Annotated in this window: 13 protein-coding genes and 1 pseudogene; 7 read left to right on the top strand and 7 right to left on the bottom strand. The window is 60.2% G+C overall.

Translation table 11 applies throughout. The annotated features are described in order from the left end of the window. Positions 1–96: 96 nt before the first annotated feature. The 5 genes from ACX3YF_RS07120 to ACX3YF_RS07100 are packed head-to-tail and all read left to right on the top strand — an operon-like array spanning position 97 to position 4,691. Positions 97–1,125, top strand: coding sequence for a DUF5924 family protein (locus tag ACX3YF_RS07120; RefSeq protein WP_198132121.1), 1,029 nt, complete (start codon positions 97–99; stop codon positions 1,123–1,125). A 54-nt stretch (positions 1,126–1,179) separates the two neighbouring features. After that, complete coding sequence (locus ACX3YF_RS07115; protein ID WP_448645498.1) at positions 1,180–2,328, top strand: ABC transporter permease; 1,149 nt, start codon at positions 1,180–1,182, stop codon at positions 2,326–2,328. Continuing rightward, positions 2,325–3,128, top strand: coding sequence for an ABC transporter ATP-binding protein (locus tag ACX3YF_RS07110; protein WP_130208022.1), 804 nt, complete (start codon positions 2,325–2,327; stop codon positions 3,126–3,128). Before ACX3YF_RS07115 ends, ACX3YF_RS07110 begins: the two co-directional genes overlap by 4 nt. 1 nt (position 3,129) lies before the next feature. Continuing rightward, positions 3,130–4,068 (top strand): MlaD family protein, encoded by a 939-nt coding sequence (locus tag ACX3YF_RS07105; protein WP_130208020.1) that lies wholly within the window; start codon positions 3,130–3,132, stop codon positions 4,066–4,068. After that, positions 4,065–4,691, top strand: a complete 627-nt coding sequence (locus ACX3YF_RS07100; RefSeq protein WP_130208018.1) for an ABC-type transport auxiliary lipoprotein family protein — start codon at positions 4,065–4,067, stop codon at positions 4,689–4,691. Before ACX3YF_RS07105 ends, ACX3YF_RS07100 begins: the two co-directional genes overlap by 4 nt. Before the next feature lie 17 nt (positions 4,692–4,708). On the opposite strand, the pseudogene ACX3YF_RS07095 reads toward ACX3YF_RS07100, so the two are convergent. The 5 genes and pseudogenes from ACX3YF_RS07095 to ACX3YF_RS07075 all read right to left on the bottom strand — a co-directional run. Beyond that, positions 4,709–4,786: pseudogene (locus tag ACX3YF_RS07095) on the bottom strand (outer membrane lipoprotein carrier protein LolA); the annotation flags it as partial. A gap of 32 nt (positions 4,787–4,818) precedes the next feature. After that, a complete protein-coding gene (locus ACX3YF_RS07090) occupies positions 4,819–6,048 on the bottom strand; it encodes a nucleoside recognition domain-containing protein (RefSeq protein ID WP_130208014.1) in 1,230 nt (409 codons plus the stop codon). A gap of 226 nt (positions 6,049–6,274) precedes the next feature. Beyond that, on the bottom strand, positions 6,275–7,606 hold the full coding sequence (gene gltP / locus ACX3YF_RS07085) for a glutamate/aspartate:proton symporter GltP (RefSeq protein WP_130208012.1): 1,332 nt from the start codon (positions 7,604–7,606) through the stop codon (positions 6,275–6,277). An 865-nt stretch (positions 7,607–8,471) separates the two neighbouring features. Then, positions 8,472–8,636: a DUF1328 domain-containing protein gene (locus tag ACX3YF_RS07080; protein ID WP_003170804.1), complete on the bottom strand. Its 165-nt coding sequence runs from the start codon at positions 8,634–8,636 to the stop codon at positions 8,472–8,474. A 72-nt stretch (positions 8,637–8,708) separates the two neighbouring features. After that, on the bottom strand, positions 8,709–8,996 hold the full coding sequence (locus ACX3YF_RS07075) for a hypothetical protein (protein ID WP_130208010.1): 288 nt from the start codon (positions 8,994–8,996) through the stop codon (positions 8,709–8,711). Positions 8,997–9,378: 382 nt separating this feature from the next. Here ACX3YF_RS07075 and algB point away from each other — a divergent pair, with 382 nt between their 5' ends. After that, a complete protein-coding gene (algB, locus tag ACX3YF_RS07070) occupies positions 9,379–10,725 on the top strand; it encodes a sigma-54-dependent response regulator transcription factor AlgB (protein WP_198132153.1) in 1,347 nt (448 codons plus the stop codon). Positions 10,726–10,735: 10 nt separating this feature from the next. Further along, on the top strand, positions 10,736–12,526 hold the full coding sequence (locus ACX3YF_RS07065; RefSeq protein ID WP_454837610.1) for a KinB sensor domain-containing domain: 1,791 nt from the start codon (positions 10,736–10,738) through the stop codon (positions 12,524–12,526). 6 nt (positions 12,527–12,532) lie between these two features. Here ACX3YF_RS07065 and ACX3YF_RS07060 read toward each other — a convergent pair whose 3' ends face one another. Together ACX3YF_RS07060 and ACX3YF_RS07055 are read right to left on the bottom strand one after the other, a co-directional pair. Then, the gene (locus ACX3YF_RS07060) at positions 12,533–14,146 is read right to left on the bottom strand and encodes an EAL domain-containing protein (protein ID WP_130208004.1); all 1,614 of its coding nucleotides are present in this window, start codon (positions 14,144–14,146) and stop codon (positions 12,533–12,535) included. 76 nt (positions 14,147–14,222) lie between these two features. Next, positions 14,223–15,002 carry an N-acetylmuramoyl-L-alanine amidase gene (locus tag ACX3YF_RS07055; RefSeq protein WP_448645501.1) on the bottom strand — a complete coding sequence of 260 codons (780 nt, stop codon included), beginning with the start codon at positions 15,000–15,002 and terminating at the stop codon, positions 14,223–14,225. Positions 15,003–15,056 lie beyond the last annotated feature (54 nt).

Below are 15,056 nucleotides of genomic sequence, written 5' to 3'. Positions count from 1 at the left end.
CAGCCGGCGCCTATGGAAGTCAGTGGCCTCTCGCCACACTGCCCTGCCGGCAGTAACCTGTCGGGGATTTTTCCTACGACTACTGTGAACCGCCGAATGCCGACCCTGACCCTTTATATCCAGCGCATCCTCGAACTGATGAAGCGCTACCCCGGGGTCATTGCGCTCGGCGGTTTTATCTCCGGCGTTTGCAGCTTCATCCTGGTGGACCGTCAACAAGGTCTGGCGAGCTGGATTACCACGATCATGCTGGTGAGCTGGGTCTGGCTGATGCTGGAAAACAGCCTGACCAAACTGTTCACCAAGGTCTTCAAGCGGGAAATTCCCCAGCCCCTGCTGCGTTATGCGACGCAGATGATCCACCAGGAAAGCCTGTTTTTCGTCCTGCCGTTCTTTTTCATCACCACCACCTGGAACAGCGGCCAATTATTGTTCACCGGGCTGTTGGGGATTGCGGCGCTGATTTCCATCACCGATCCGCTCTATTACAAATGGCTGGCGCCACGGCGATGGGCGTTCCTGGCGCTGCATACCCTGACGCTGTTCGCCACCCTGCTCACCGCCCTCCCCGTGATCATGCACCTGACCACGTCCCAGAGTTTCAAACTGGCGCTGGGCACCGCCGTCGTACTGTCATTCCCGAGCCTCGCTTCGATTTTCCCGATTCGGACCCTGCGTAACGCCTTGGCGATTCTGAGCATTACCGTGGGGATCGGCGGCGTCGGCTGGGTGCTGCGGTCGTGGGTGCCGCCAGCGACCCTGTGGATGACCGACGTGGCCATCAGCATGCAATTGCAGGACCGCACACCCGGTGACAGCCTGGAAGAGGTCAGCGCCGAGCAGATTCGAGGCGGCGGTCTGTACGCCTACACCGCGATCAACGCCCCCCGTGGCCTGGATGAGCGCATTTATCACGTCTGGCAGTTCAACGGTAAAGAAGTCGACCGCATCCCTCTGGATATTCATGGCGGTCGCAAGGAAGGCTACCGCGCCTGGACCCACAAGCAGAACTTCCCCGGCAACCCCGCAGGCAACTGGCAGGTTCGGGTGTTGACCGAGGACGGCCAATTGATCGGCGTGCTGCGCTTCAAGGTCACCGACAGCACAGCGATCAAAGAAAAGTAATTCGGTTCGTGCTATTACGTAGGTCAGCGTAACAGCCGAAAAAGCACGGAGCTTATGACCAGCAACACTGCGGCGGGCAATGCCCAACTGGATACCTCGCGCACCCCGCCCCAGATACGGGTCACAGGGGACTGGACGCTCGCCCATTACGCCGACCTCAAACTGCTGAGCGAAAAGCTCGACGGTCGATACGACGACAGCACCCGCATCGACCTCAACGGCCTCGGTGCCCTCGATACGGCAGGTGCTTCGCTGTTGGTTGAACTGTTGGGCTCCGAGCGCCTGGGCCGCTCAGCCGAACACCCCGATTGCACCATTTCTTCTGCCGACCGCGCGTTGTTGCAAACGGTCTACCACTCGCTGACGGATTTCTGTGTGCCGATCAAGGAACCGGAAATCAGCGTTGGCGTTCAACTCCTGACCCGCATCGGCCGTGCCGTGGATGCGGTCTGGCAAGACACCCTGCAGTTGCTCGGTTTCGTCGGCCTGATTCTGGAAACCATCGCCCGCAACCTGTTTCGCCCCAAGCGCTGGCGCATCACGCCGATGGTGGCGCACATCGAGCAGACCGGCCTCGACGCGGCGCCCATCGTTGCCCTGCTGACTTTTCTGGTGGGCGCCGTGGTGGCATTTCTCGGGGCGACAGTGCTGGCCAAATTCGGCGCCACGGTGTTCACCGTGGACCTGGTGGCGTTTTCTTTCCTGCGCGAATTCGCCGTGTTGCTCACCGCGATTCTGATGGCCGGGCGCACCGCCAGTGCGTTCACCGCGCAGATTGGCTCGATGAAGGCCAACGAAGAAATCGACGCGATTCGCACGCTGGGCCTCGATCCAATGGAGTTGCTGGTGGTGCCGAGGGTCCTGGCGCTGCTGGTCTCGCTGCCGATGCTGACCTTTCTGGCGATGCTGTCGGGGATTGTCGGCGGTGGTGTGGTCTGCGCGGTGACGCTGGATATTTCGCCGGCGATGTTTTTATCGCTGTTGCAATCGGACATCGGTGTTCAGCACTTTTTGGTGGGGATCGTCAAAGCGCCGATCTTCGCGTTCCTGATCGCCGCCATTGGTTGCCTGGAGGGCTTCAAGGTCAGCGGCAGCGCCGAGTCTGTCGGCGCGCACACGACATCGAGCGTGGTGCAATCGATCTTCGTGGTGATCGTGCTCGACGCCGTGGCCGCGCTGTTTTTCATGGAGATGAGCTGGTGAGCCGTTTACCCCGAGCGCCTGCCGAGGCGGTGATCGAAGTCCGCGGGCTGTGCAATCGTTTTGGTCGCCAGAGTGTGCACGAGAACCTCGATCTGGATTTGTACAAGGGCGAGATCCTTGCCGTCGTCGGCGGTTCCGGCAGCGGCAAGTCGGTGCTGCTGCGCAGCATTGTCGGTTTGCGCCAGCCCAGCGAGGGCGTGGTGAAAGTCTTTGGCAAGAACCTGCCGACCCTGCCCGAGCACGAGCGCTCGATGGTCGAACGGCGTTTCGGCGTGTTGTTCCAGAAAGGCGCGTTGTTCTCTTCGCTGACCGTGACCGAGAACGTCGCCCTGCCCCTGATCGAACACGCCGGCCTGAGCCGCAATGATGCCGAGCACCTGGCGGCGGTGAAACTGGCGTTGGCCGGGTTGCCGCTGTCGGCGGCGGACAAATACCCCGCCTCCCTGTCCGGCGGCATGATCAAACGTGCGGCGCTGGCGCGGGCCTTGGCGCTGGACCCGGACATCCTGTTTCTCGACGAACCCACCGCCGGCCTCGATCCGATCGGTGCCGCGGCCTTCGATCAACTGATCCTGACCCTGCGCGATGCCTTGGGCCTGAGCGTGTTCCTGGTGACTCACGACCTCGACACGCTCTACACCATCACGGACCGGGTCGCGGTGCTGGCGCAGAAGAAGGTGCTGGTGGCGGACGCCATCGACAAGGTTTCGGAAACCGACGACGCGTGGATTCACGAATACTTCCATGGCCCTCGCGGCCGCGCGGCGTTGAGTGCCGCTAAACAGTTCAACGAGGTCTGACATGGAAACCCGAGCCCATCATGTATTGATCGGCCTGTTCACCGTGATTGTGGTGACGGGCGCCCTGCTCTTCGGCCTGTGGCTGGCCAAGTCCAGCGTCGACACCGAGTTCAAGGATTACGAAGTGGTGTTCAACGAGGCGGTCAGCGGCCTGTCCAAGGGCAGTTCCGTGCAGTACAGCGGGATCAAGGTCGGCGACGTGGTGTCGCTGCGACTGGACCCGAAAGACCCGCGCCGGGTGCTGGCGCGGATTCGCCTGGGTGGCGATACCCCGATCAAGGAGGATACCCAGGCCAAACTGGCGCTGACCGGCGTTACCGGAACATCGATCATCCAGCTCAGTGGCGGCACGCCGCAAAGCCCGGCGTTAAAGGGCAAGGACGGTAAATTGCCGACCATCATCGCGGCACCCTCGCCCATCGCCCGTTTGCTGAACGACAGCAATGACCTGATGTCCGGGGTGAACATGCTGATGCACAACGCCAATCAGATGTTTTCCGAAGAAAACATCGAGCGCATCAGCAAGACCCTGGAGCATCTGGAACAAACCACCGGCACCATCGCCGATCAGCGTGGCGACCTGGGTCAGGCGATCAAGCAACTGGCATCGGTCGGCAAGCAGGCCAGCACCATGATGGAGCAGACGTCGGCGCTGATGCGCAACGCCAATGGCTTGCTCAATGATCAGGGCAAGCAGATGTTCGGCAGCGCCGAGCAGGCGATGAAGTCGCTGGAACAGAGCAGCGCGACCATCAACAAACTGCTGGCCACCAATCAGGACTCGCTCAACAGCGGCATGCAGGGCCTCAATGGCCTGGCCCCGGCTGTGCGGGAGTTGCGTGAAACCCTGAGCTCGCTGCGTGCCATCTCCCAGCGTCTGGAGGCCAACCCCAGTGGCTACCTGCTGGGCAGTGACAAGAACAAGGAATTTACCCCATGAAGCTGACCCGTCTTGCCCTCCTCGCCAGCTTCACGCTGATCAGTTCGTGCTCGATCCTGCCCAAGTCCGAGCCGTTTGATGTCTATCGATTGCCTTCGGCCCAATCCAGCACGGCAACCAGCCATGGGGCGCCGCAGCGCTGGTCGTTGCGCCTGAACAAACCCCAGGCCAGCGAAGCGTTGAACAGCCCGAACATTGCGGTGATCCCCCAGGGCAATGTGATCATCAGCTACAAGGCTTCGCGCTGGAGCGATCCGGCACCGGTGCTGTTGCGTAATCGTCTGCTCGACGGGTTTCAGCGTGATGGCCGCGTGACGCTGCTGAGCACCGACGACAGCAATTTCCAGGCAGACCTGGAGCTGGGCGGCAGTCTGCAGGCATTCCAGACCGAGTATCAGGGCACCAGCGCCAGCGTGGTGGTGCGCCTGGATGCCTTGCTGGTGCGTGGCGCCGACCAGCGAATCCTCGCCAGTAAGCGCTTTGAAGTGCGCCAGCCGCTGAGCGATGTGAAGGTACCGGCGGTAGTGGCCGGGTTCGGTCAGGCCAATGATTTGTTGACGGCGCAAGTGGTGGGTTGGGCGGTCGAGCAAGGGCAGAAACTCGCGCCGCCAGCGCGACTTTGACGTCTACACAGACCCCCTGTAGGAGCGAGCCTGCTCGCGATGAACCTGAGAGCACCGAGGGGTGTCAGGTGCCCCGTGTCATCGTTCACGATCATCGCGAGCAGGCTCGCTCCTACGGGGGGCTCTGTTAACCGAAGAACCAGTAGCAAACGCCAATGGCGCCCAGGACCCCCGCCAGCTCCGCCAGCAATGCACACCCCACCGCATGCCGCGCGCGCTGGATGCCGACCGAGCCGAAGTACACCGCCAGCACATAGAACGTCGTTTCAGTACTGCCCTGAACCGTCGCCGCGACCAGCGCCGGGAAGCTGTCCACGCCGGAGGTCTTCATGGTTTCGATCAGCATCGCCCGGGCGGCGCTGCCAGAGAACGGCTTGACCATCGCGGTCGGCAGCGCATCGACAAAACGGGTGTCGAGGCCCGCCCATTGCACCAGATGACGAATCCCGTCGAGACCGAAATCCAGGGCCCCGGATGCGCGCAAAACCCCCACGGCACACAGCATCGCCACCAGATACGGCAGCAGGTTTTTCGCCACGTCGAAGCCTTCTTTGGCGCCTTCGACGAATGCCTCGTAAACCTTCACTTTGCGCAATGCGCCGATCACCAGAAACACCATGATCAGCCCGAATAGCGTCAGGTTGCCGAGGATCGACGACAGACCGGCCAGCGCAGTGGCCGATAGCGTCGCCAGCAGCGCCATGAAGCCACCGAGGGCGAGGGCGCCGGGGATCAGATAGGCCAGCACCACCGGGTCCCAGACGCGCAGGCGCTGCATGAACGCCACGGATAGAAAGCCGACGATGGTCGAGCAACTGGTGGCCAACAGAATCGGCAGGAACACCAGCGTCGGGTCGGGCGCGCCTTGCTGGGCGCGGTACATGAAGATCGTCACCGGCAGCAGGGTCAGGGAAGAGGCGTTGAGCACCAGGAACAGGATCTGCGCATTACTGGCGACCGTTGCGCTGGGGTTGAGCTCCTGCAGGGCTTTCATGGCCTTGAGGCCGATTGGGGTGGCGGCATTGTCCAGGCCCAGGCCGTTGGCGGCGAAGTTGAGGGTGATAAGGCCTATGGCGGGGTGGCCGGGCGGGACTTCCGGCATCAAGCGCAGAAACAGCGGGCCAAGGGCCCTGGCCAGCCATTCGACGATCCCGGCTTTTTCGGCGATTCGCAGGAAGCCCAGCCAGAGGGTCAGCGTGCCGAACAGCAAGACCATGACTTCGACCGATAACTTGGCCATGGCGAATATGCTTTCCACCATCGCTGCGAAAATCCCGGCGTTACCGCCGATCAACCACTGCGCCAGCGCCGACACGGCTGCCACGATGAAGAAGCCAAGCCAAAGGCCGTTTAGCATCAGTTAAATCCCCCAAAAGATGCGCGAATGATAGCGGGGTGGCCAGAAACGACAAACCCCGGAATTCTCCGGGGTTTGTTTAATACGGCATGCGCGGACCCCTGTAGGAGCGAGCCTGCTCGCGATGAACGTCAACGATGACGCGGGCATTCTGGATGAGCGCGGTGCTCCTGTTGCCATCGCGAGCAATCGAGCGTCGACCGACTGCTCTTACAGGGGGCATGCGTCAGTGACGGGAAATCTCGCCAGCCGGCAGCTTTTCTTTGCTGCGCCAGTGCGGCAGGGAGTTCCAGTAGCGCTGGCCCTTGGCGTCGTCGTACATGCCTTCCCAACGCGCGATGACCAGCACGGCCAAGGCATTGCCAATCACGTTCAGGGCCGTACGGGCCATGTCCATGACGCGGTCGACACCGGCGATGAACGCCAGGCCTTCCAGTGGAATACCCACACTGCCCAGGGTGGCCAGCAGCACCACGAAGGACACGCCCGGTACACCGGCGATGCCTTTGGAGGTCACCATCAGGGTCAGGACCAGCAGCAGTTGCTGGCTGATCGACAGGTCGATGCCGTACAGCTGGGCAATGAAGATTGCCGCGATGCTCTGGTACAGGGTCGAACCGTCAAGGTTGAAGGAGTAACCGGTTGGCACCACGAAGCTGCAAATGGCCTTCGGTGCGCCGTAGGCTTCCATCTTCTCGATGACGCGTGGCAGCACGGTTTCGGAGGAGGCGGTGGAGTAGGCCAGTACCAGCTCGTCCTTGAAGATGCGCATCAGCTTGATCACGGAGAAGCCGAACAGGCGAGCGATCAGGCCCAGCACCACGAAGGCGAAGAAGGCGATGGCGACGTAAACCAGGATCACCAGTTTCGCCAGTGGCAGCAGCGAGGCGAAACCGAAGTTGGCCACGGTCACCGCGATCAGTGCGAAAACGCCGATCGGGGCGTAGTTCATGATCATGTGAGTGACCTTGAACATGCTTTCCGATACGCCCTGGAACATCTTCACCAGCGGTTCGCGCAGGTCCGCTTGCAGGCTCGACAGACCAAGACCGAACAGCACGGAGAAGAAGATGATCGGCAGCATTTCACCGCGGGCCATGGCCGCGAAGATGTTCGACGGAATCAGGTTGAGGATGGTTTCGATGAACGCGTGTTCATGCTGAACCTCGGCTGCGGTCGCCTGGTACTTGGAGATGTCCACGGTCCCCAGGGTGCTCATGTCGATGCCCGAGCCCGGATGGAACAGGTTGGCCAACAGCAGGCCGACCACAATGGCGATGGTGGTGACGATTTCGAAGTAGACGATGGTCTTCAGGCCGATGCGCCCGAGTTTCTTCGCGTCGCCGACGCCTGCGATGCCGACGATCAACGAGGAGATCACGATCGGGATCACAATCATCTTGATCAGTCGGATAAAGATATCGCCTGCCGGTTGCAGGACGTTGCTGATCCACCAGGCTTTCTCGGCACTGAAATGGTTGAGCAGTGCACCGATTGCTATCCCCAATACCAGACCGATGAGGATCTGCCAGGCGAGGCTAAGCTTTGCCTTCTTCATATCTTTACCCTTACTTCAGTTTGACTCGAGCGGATGCATGAACCGGGTCGCTTGTGGCGAAAAAGTCTGTGCATCCGCCCCCGTATAAGGAGCCCCGGAGCGCTTGTTAATGGCTCTCTGGCAGGCGAAAAAAGGCGCAACTATTCCGATGCAAGGAAGCGACGTCTAATGCCGTAAACGCCTACCCTATGCCGAATCGGCATGAGGTTTTTTTACTGAAACCCGCGTCCCAATCGGTTCGAATGTGACATTTCGGCAGGCATAAGTGCCGTGAACCGGCCATCACAGCGCAGATTGATTATTTATTGAGCAATAGAATAGACGACAAATTTCGGGAAAATCCCGCGAGGTTCAGGGAAAACCGACAAGCGAAAAATGGCCATTTTTCTCGATATACGGTCAGTCGCGAGCAACCGGTAAAAGTACTTGAGGGGAGAAGAGGGGGATTTTCGGCGGGAGGGGGCTAAACAAATGCGTCGCTCTGGCTCGACGCTTTGGGCGTGCAAGCTCTCCGCAAGTCCGTCGAGCCATGCTTGACCGGCGAACTTGCGTCGCAGCTTTTACCTGACCCGGCCCTTGCGCAGGCACTCCATGTACCCGTAGGTCACTCCGCCCCTGAAACAGGCAGAACGTCCCGACCCCTTGGTCATGCGCCGACCTTCCTCAGGTGGGCGCAGTGGAAGAGGCATTTAGCCCCTTTCATATTTCAAATTCGGTATCGATGCCTCAATACCAACGTGATCTTTTTTCAGTCGGCATTCCATTGCTGGTTGACCCGCGTCTGCCCGTCATTGGCAGACCATGGCCATGGCGCTGCCGCCCGGTAGCAGGGCGGCTGCCAGTGTCTTTAACCCAACGTTCATGCTTAGCCTCGACCGCGACGGCCAAAGAAGAAGGAAGCAATGAACATCACCAGGAACACGACAAAGAGAATCTTGGCGATACCCGTGGCGGTGCCCGCGATACCACCGAAGCCCAGTACGGCAGCGACAATGGCAATGATCAAGAATGTGATTGCCCAGCTCAACATGGTGATTCTCCTTACGCTTCTATTTAGAGGTGTTGCTCGTTACGGCGCGGCGATCGCGCCAAAGGTGTGAAACTAGAACACCCAGCGCTCCTGACGAGGCCTCTCATCGTCTGGCCGAGCCTGATCGACATCCATCATTCGTATGGAGGTGTTGTCGCTCATGCCGCTGCTGGCGGCGCTGAAGTGAGTCTGTGTCGGATGTTGAAAGGAAACGCGCGACGCTTCCTGCTGTTGGTTCTGCTCCCAGCGCAGGAACTGCTGGCCGGCGATCAGCGTGATCAGCAGCGCGAGCACGGCGAACAGACCTTGCTGAAGATGCAGTGGCGAGAAACGCAATTGGGCGGCACGTTGGCAATTCATCCTGAGGCTCCTCCCACGCTGGGGTCATTTCGTTGAGGGCGTTTGTTGTTGCCCTGCGTTACTCAGGTTGTTGCAGCCTGCATGCCAGCTTTTTTTATATGTAAAACTCTTTATAAATCAATCTGTTAAGTAATTCGCGCAAAGGGCTGCGGACGCATCCTGCACGATGGCCCTTTGCGCCGTCGTGCGTAATGCACGATCGATTTGAGCGATGTCGCATTATTTTTGAATTGAGAGTAGGGCGCCGGTGTCAGAAATGGACACAAGGCATCGTGTCAGCAGAGAGCTAACCTGCCATGGAAGGAATGCATCAGAATAAACCATGCAACTTGCCCGATTTTTCCGGGACTAACCAAGATCATTCATTAAGGAGCGTAGGAAAATGGAATCCGCCACTGAGCACCAAGGTCGTATTCTTCTGGTGGATGATGAGTCTGCCATCCTGCGTACCTTTCGCTATTGCCTGGAAGACGAGGGCTATAGCGTGGCGACCGCCAACAGTGCTGCGCAGGCCGACGCGTTGTTGCAACGTCAGGTCTTCGATCTGTGCTTCCTCGATTTGCGTCTGGGTGAAGACAACGGTCTGGATGTGCTGGCGCAGATGCGGATTCAGGCGCCCTGGATGCGCGTGGTGATCGTCACCGCGCATTCGGCCGTTGACACTGCCGTGGATGCTATTCAGGCCGGTGCTGCCGATTATCTGGTCAAACCCTGCAGCCCCGATCAATTGCGCCTGGCAACCGCCAAACAGTTGGAAGTACGGCAATTGTCGGCGCGTCTGGAAGCCCTGGAAGGCGAGGTGCGCAAAACCAAGGACGGCCTGGATTCCCACAGTCCGGCGATGAAGGTGGTGCTCGAAACCGCCCGCCAGGTGGCGGTGACCGATGCCAATATTTTGATTCTCGGCGAATCCGGCACCGGTAAAGGCGAGCTGTCCCAGGCGATTCACGGCTGGAGCAAACGGGCGAAAAAATCCTGCATCACCATCAATTGTCCGTCGCTGACTGCCGAACTCATGGAAAGCGAGCTGTTCGGTCACAGCCGTGGCGCGTTCACCGGGGCCAGCGAAAGCACCTTGGGGCGTGTCAATCAGGCAGACGGCGGCACGCTGTTTCTCGATGAGATCGGCGATTTTCCCTTGATTTTGCAACCCAAGTTGCTGCGATTCATCCAGGACAAGGAATACGAGCGTGTCGGCGATCCGGTCACCCGCCGCGCCGATGTCCGCATTCTCGCGGCCACCAACCAGAACCTCGAAGACATGGTCCGCGATGGCCGTTTCCGGGAAGACCTGCTCTATCGTCTGAACGTCATCACCTTGCACTTGCCGCCGCTGCGCGAACGCAGAGAAGACATTTTGACCCTGGCCGACCGGTTCCTGGCGCGGTTCGTCAAGGAGTACGCGCGTCCGGCCCGGGGATTCAGTGATGAGGCGCGTGAAGCGCTGTTGAGCTATCGCTGGCCGGGGAACATTCGCGAGCTGCGTAACGTGGTGGAGCGAGCGAGCATTATCTGCCCGCAGGAGCTGGTCGAGATCGTTCACCTGGGGATGGCCGACACGCCGGTCAATAATGCGCCACGTATCGGCGCGGCGTTGAGCCTGGATGAATTGGAAAAGGCCCACATCGGAGCCGTCCTGGCCACTGCCGGTACGCTGGATCAAGCGGCGAAAACCTTGGGCATCGACGCTTCGACGCTGTACCGCAAGCGCAAACAGTACAACTTATGAGTCGCCGCCGATGAAACTGGCCATGAAGTTGCGGACCCGGCTGTTCCTCAGCATTTCCGCACTGATCACGGTGGCGCTGCTCGGGCTCCTGCTCGGGCTGGTCAGCGTGATGCAAATGGCCGGGAGCCAGGAAGCCCTGGTGCGCAACAACTTCAGCACCCTGGACCTGGGCCTCAAATTGCGCCAGACCCTGGGCGATCAACTGATCATCATGCTCAGTGAAAACCATGACGCCGCGGCCCTTGAGGCTTCCAAGCAGCATTACCTTGAGCTTCTGGATCAAGCCATTGCCCAAGAGCCGCCGGTCGAAGGCAGTGAGAACGGCTTCAGAAAAGCCAAGGCTGACTACTTGAGCTTCATCCAGGCGTATGAAGCGGCCGATGAACCGACGCATGTGCTGAGTGGCAACCAGGAGCTCACTGAAAAATTCAATGCGCTGCGAACGGGTTTGCTCAATGAGCACAAGCAGGCGCTGGATAACATCAGCGCGACGGAGCGTTCGTCCCGTGAGCGTGCGCTGCTGATCGCCGGGTTGCTGGGGTTGGTCGGGCTTGCGGTGCTGATCATTGGTTTCGTGACGGCTCATGCCATCGCCCGGCGTTTCGGGGAGCCCATCGAAGCCTTGGCGCAGGCGGCGGACAATATCGGCCAAGGCAAATTCGACGTCACGCTGCCGATTTCCTCGGCGGTGGAGTTGAACCAGTTGACCAAGCGTTTCGGGATCATGGCCGAGGCGCTGCGTGAACATCAGGCCACTAATGTCGATGAGTTGCTGGCGGGCCAGCAGCGGTTGCAAGCCGTGCTCGACAGCATCGATGACGGCTTGCTGATGATTGATCGCCAAGGGCGCCTGGAGCACCTCAACCCGGTGGCGCAGCGTCAGTTGGGTTGGGACACCGATCGCCTCGGCCAGGGGCTGGGCACCGCACTGGAGCGTCCCGAGCTCGATGAGCAGCTGCAACTGGTGCTGCGTGGCGGCACGCTGGAGCGGGCGCCGGAGGACTTGAGTGTCGAGGTCGATGGCGAGTCGCGCCTGTTGACCTATAGCCTGACGCCGGTCAGCCACACCCAGGGCCATATTCTCGGCGCGGTGATGGTGTTGCATGACGTCACCGAGCAGCGCGCTTTCGAGCGGGTACGCAGCGAGTTCGTGTTGCGCGCCTCCCATGAGTTGCGCACCCCGGTCACCGGCATGCACATGGCGTTCGGCCTGTTCCGCGAGCGCACGCATTTCCCCCCGGAATCCCGTGAGGCCGATCTGCTGGACACGGTGAATGAAGAGATGCAGCGGCTGATGCAGTTGATCAACGACCTGCTGAATTTTTCCCGTTACCAGAATGGCCTGCAAAAGCTGACGCTGGCGCCCTGTTCCATCGAGGATCTGTTGGAGCAGGCGCAGTTACGATTTGCCGAAGGCGCCGAGCAGAAGGGCATTGAGTTGTTGGTGGAGATGCAGGGGCCATTGCCGCACTTGCAGGCGGACCAGCCGCAACTGGACCGTGTGCTCGATAACCTGATCGACAATGCGCTTCGCCACACCGCCCGTGGTGGGCTCATCCGTTTGCAGGCCCGGCGCCACGGCGAGCGGGTCATTATCAGTGTCGAAGATAATGGAGAAGGCATCGCCTACGGGCAGCAAGGGCGTATTTTCGAGCCCTTTGTGCAGGTGGGTCGCAAAAAAGGCGGAGCGGGGCTCGGCCTGGCGTTGTGCAAGGAAATCGTGCAGCTGCATGGTGGGCGGATGGGGGTTTATTCGCGGCCGGGGCAGGGCACTCAGTTCTATATGGCGCTGGCGGTGTAGCGGCTTTCAGGCCTCGTCATCCAGGCGTCGCTTGTTCACCCGGCGACCCCGGGTAATCAGTTCGATGAGTTGTACTGCACTCAGCGCATGGGCGAACAACCAGCCCTGGCCGAACTTCACGCCCTCACTGCTCAGCAACGCGGCCTGGGATTCATGCTCGATGCCCTCGGCGATGACCTTCAAGTGCAGTGACTGAGCCATGTGGATGATGTGCGGGGCCACGCCGCTGCTCGCCGCGTCATGACCCAGTGCATCAATAAAGGCCTTGTCGATTTTCAGGCAATCCACGGGCAGGGTTTGCAGGTAGGCAAGGCTGCAATAGCCGGTGCCGAAGTCATCGATCAACACCTGATGCCCGACGTCCCGCAAGGCTTGCAGGTTTTCCCGCGCCACCTCGACATCGATCAGTCCGCGTTCTGTGACTTCGAAGGCAATTTGCTTGGCCGCGACCCGGTGCAAGGTGAGCAGGCGTGCCATCACCTGGCCGATGCGCGGGATCATGACATCACACGCCGCCAGGTTGACCGAGATGTAGAGCTGCGGATTGGCCCGCAGCACTTGCCCGAGCTGCTCAAGCAGGCGTTGCAGGACGAAGTCGGTCATCTGCCGGATCTGGCCGGTGTTCTCGGCCATGGGGATGAACAGGTCGGGACTGGTCAGGCTGCCGTCCGGCCTGCGCCAACGCAGCAAGGCCTCGGCCCCGACGCAGTTGCGACTGTCGAGATCGAAAATCGGCTGATACAACACTTGCAGCTCGCCGCGGCGAATGGCCCCCGTCAGTTCCGCATCCAGCGACTGTCGCTGGCGTACCAGCAGGAACACCAGGAAGCCGACAAAGGCAGCCAGCACCAGACTGACCGGTAACAACCACCACCACATCGGCGGTATATGGGTGCTGGTGCGGGGGCTGATCAGCACCAGTTGGAATTCCGGGTTGGCGGTGGGCATGCGGTAAATCAAACGGTACTGCGTGACTTGCAGTGCGTCGCGGCTATTGAGTGGCCAAGGTTCGGTCAGCGACCAGACCTGTGAGTCACCCAACACCGGAATCGCCCGGGTGCCATGATCGAGAACCACCAACAAACTGCTGCCCGGTGACAGGTCGACCATGTCGGTCAGGTGGCCGCGAGACGTGGCCACACGAAAATTGCCACGGCCGAGCATCAGCGCCGCACGGTTTTCATCGGGTTCCGTGGTGGTGTTCAGCCAGTAACTGTAGGTGGGCCCCTTGATGTCCGGTGGCCGGGTCAGCGACAAACCTTCCTGGCGTGGGCGGTTCGAGCAGATCCGCTCCGCGTCCATATAGGCGGCTTCATACACAAAGCGGTAATTGAAGCTGACTTGCTGCAGGGTCGCGATCATCTCGTCATTGCAGGTTCGCAATGGCTGCGCTTCCAGGTCATCGAGGCTTTCGCGCAATTGCCCGAAAAGTTGCTCCAGGCGGGCGAGGAAACGTTCGCCCTGAGCATTCATTTCCTGACTTTCGTTTTGTTCGACCTGCTGGATGGCCACGAAGTAGCTGCCGGCCAACAGCAGTGAAGCACTTAAGACAGCAGCGAGCATCGCCAAGAACCAGGGGCGATAGAACCAGCTACGGAGCATGTCTCGAGCAGCAGTCATTTTGGAATATCCGATGGATTACCAATGAGTTATAGCTGCTGATTGAGAAAGTGCGTTGACCGCCGGGCGGGCGTCATTATTTTGTCTGATTAAGCACCTGAAGGAGGGCTGCCGTCTGCGCGTCCGGGGTTCCGTCGTAGCGTGACGGCCGGAAGTGCATTTGAAAGGCGGCGAGCACGTGGCGGGTTGCCACGTCCAGTTCGCCGGTTTGCGGCGTGTCGTAACCGACGCGGGCCAGCTGTGTCTGAAACCAGGTGATGCTCGGCAACTGTGCCTCGAATACCGCTTGTTGCCTCGCGACGGCTTGCTCGTTCGGCCAAATGCCGATGCCTTCGCTCGCCAGGCGTTTCCAGGGAAACAACGGCCCGGGATCGAGTTTGCGCAGCGGTGCGATGTCGCTGTGGCCGATGATGCTGCGAGGGTTGATGGCGTGGCGCTTGCTGATGTCCTTGAGCAGGACGATCAGCGACTGGACCTGGGCTTCGCTGTAGGGATACCAGAGACGTCCGGTCGGAGTGTCCTTGAATCCCGGATTGACGATTTCGATGCCGATGGAACTGGAGTTGAGCCAGGTCCGTCCTTGCCATTGGCTGTCCCCGGCGTGCCAGGCGCGCTGGTTTTCGTCCATCAGTTTGAAGATGGTCGCGTTCTTGTCGTCGCCGATCAGGTAGTGGCTACTGACTTCACCGTGGGTGAGCAGTTGCAGAGAGCGCTCCTGGGATGCATTGGTGTAATGCAGCACCACGAACTGAATGCGGCTGTCGTGGTTGGCGGAGGGGTGGCTGGTGTCGAAACGGGGGCTGCTGGCGCAGCCGGCCAGCAGAATCAGCGACACGATAAGAGCGAAATATTTCATGGTGGAGGGCGATACGCGCAAGACAGTAATGCAACAGTGTAACGTACTGCCTCG

The organism is Pseudomonas fluorescens group sp. PF-69, assembly GCF_054481235.1.
This window is presented reverse-complemented; position numbering and strand designations above follow the sequence as displayed.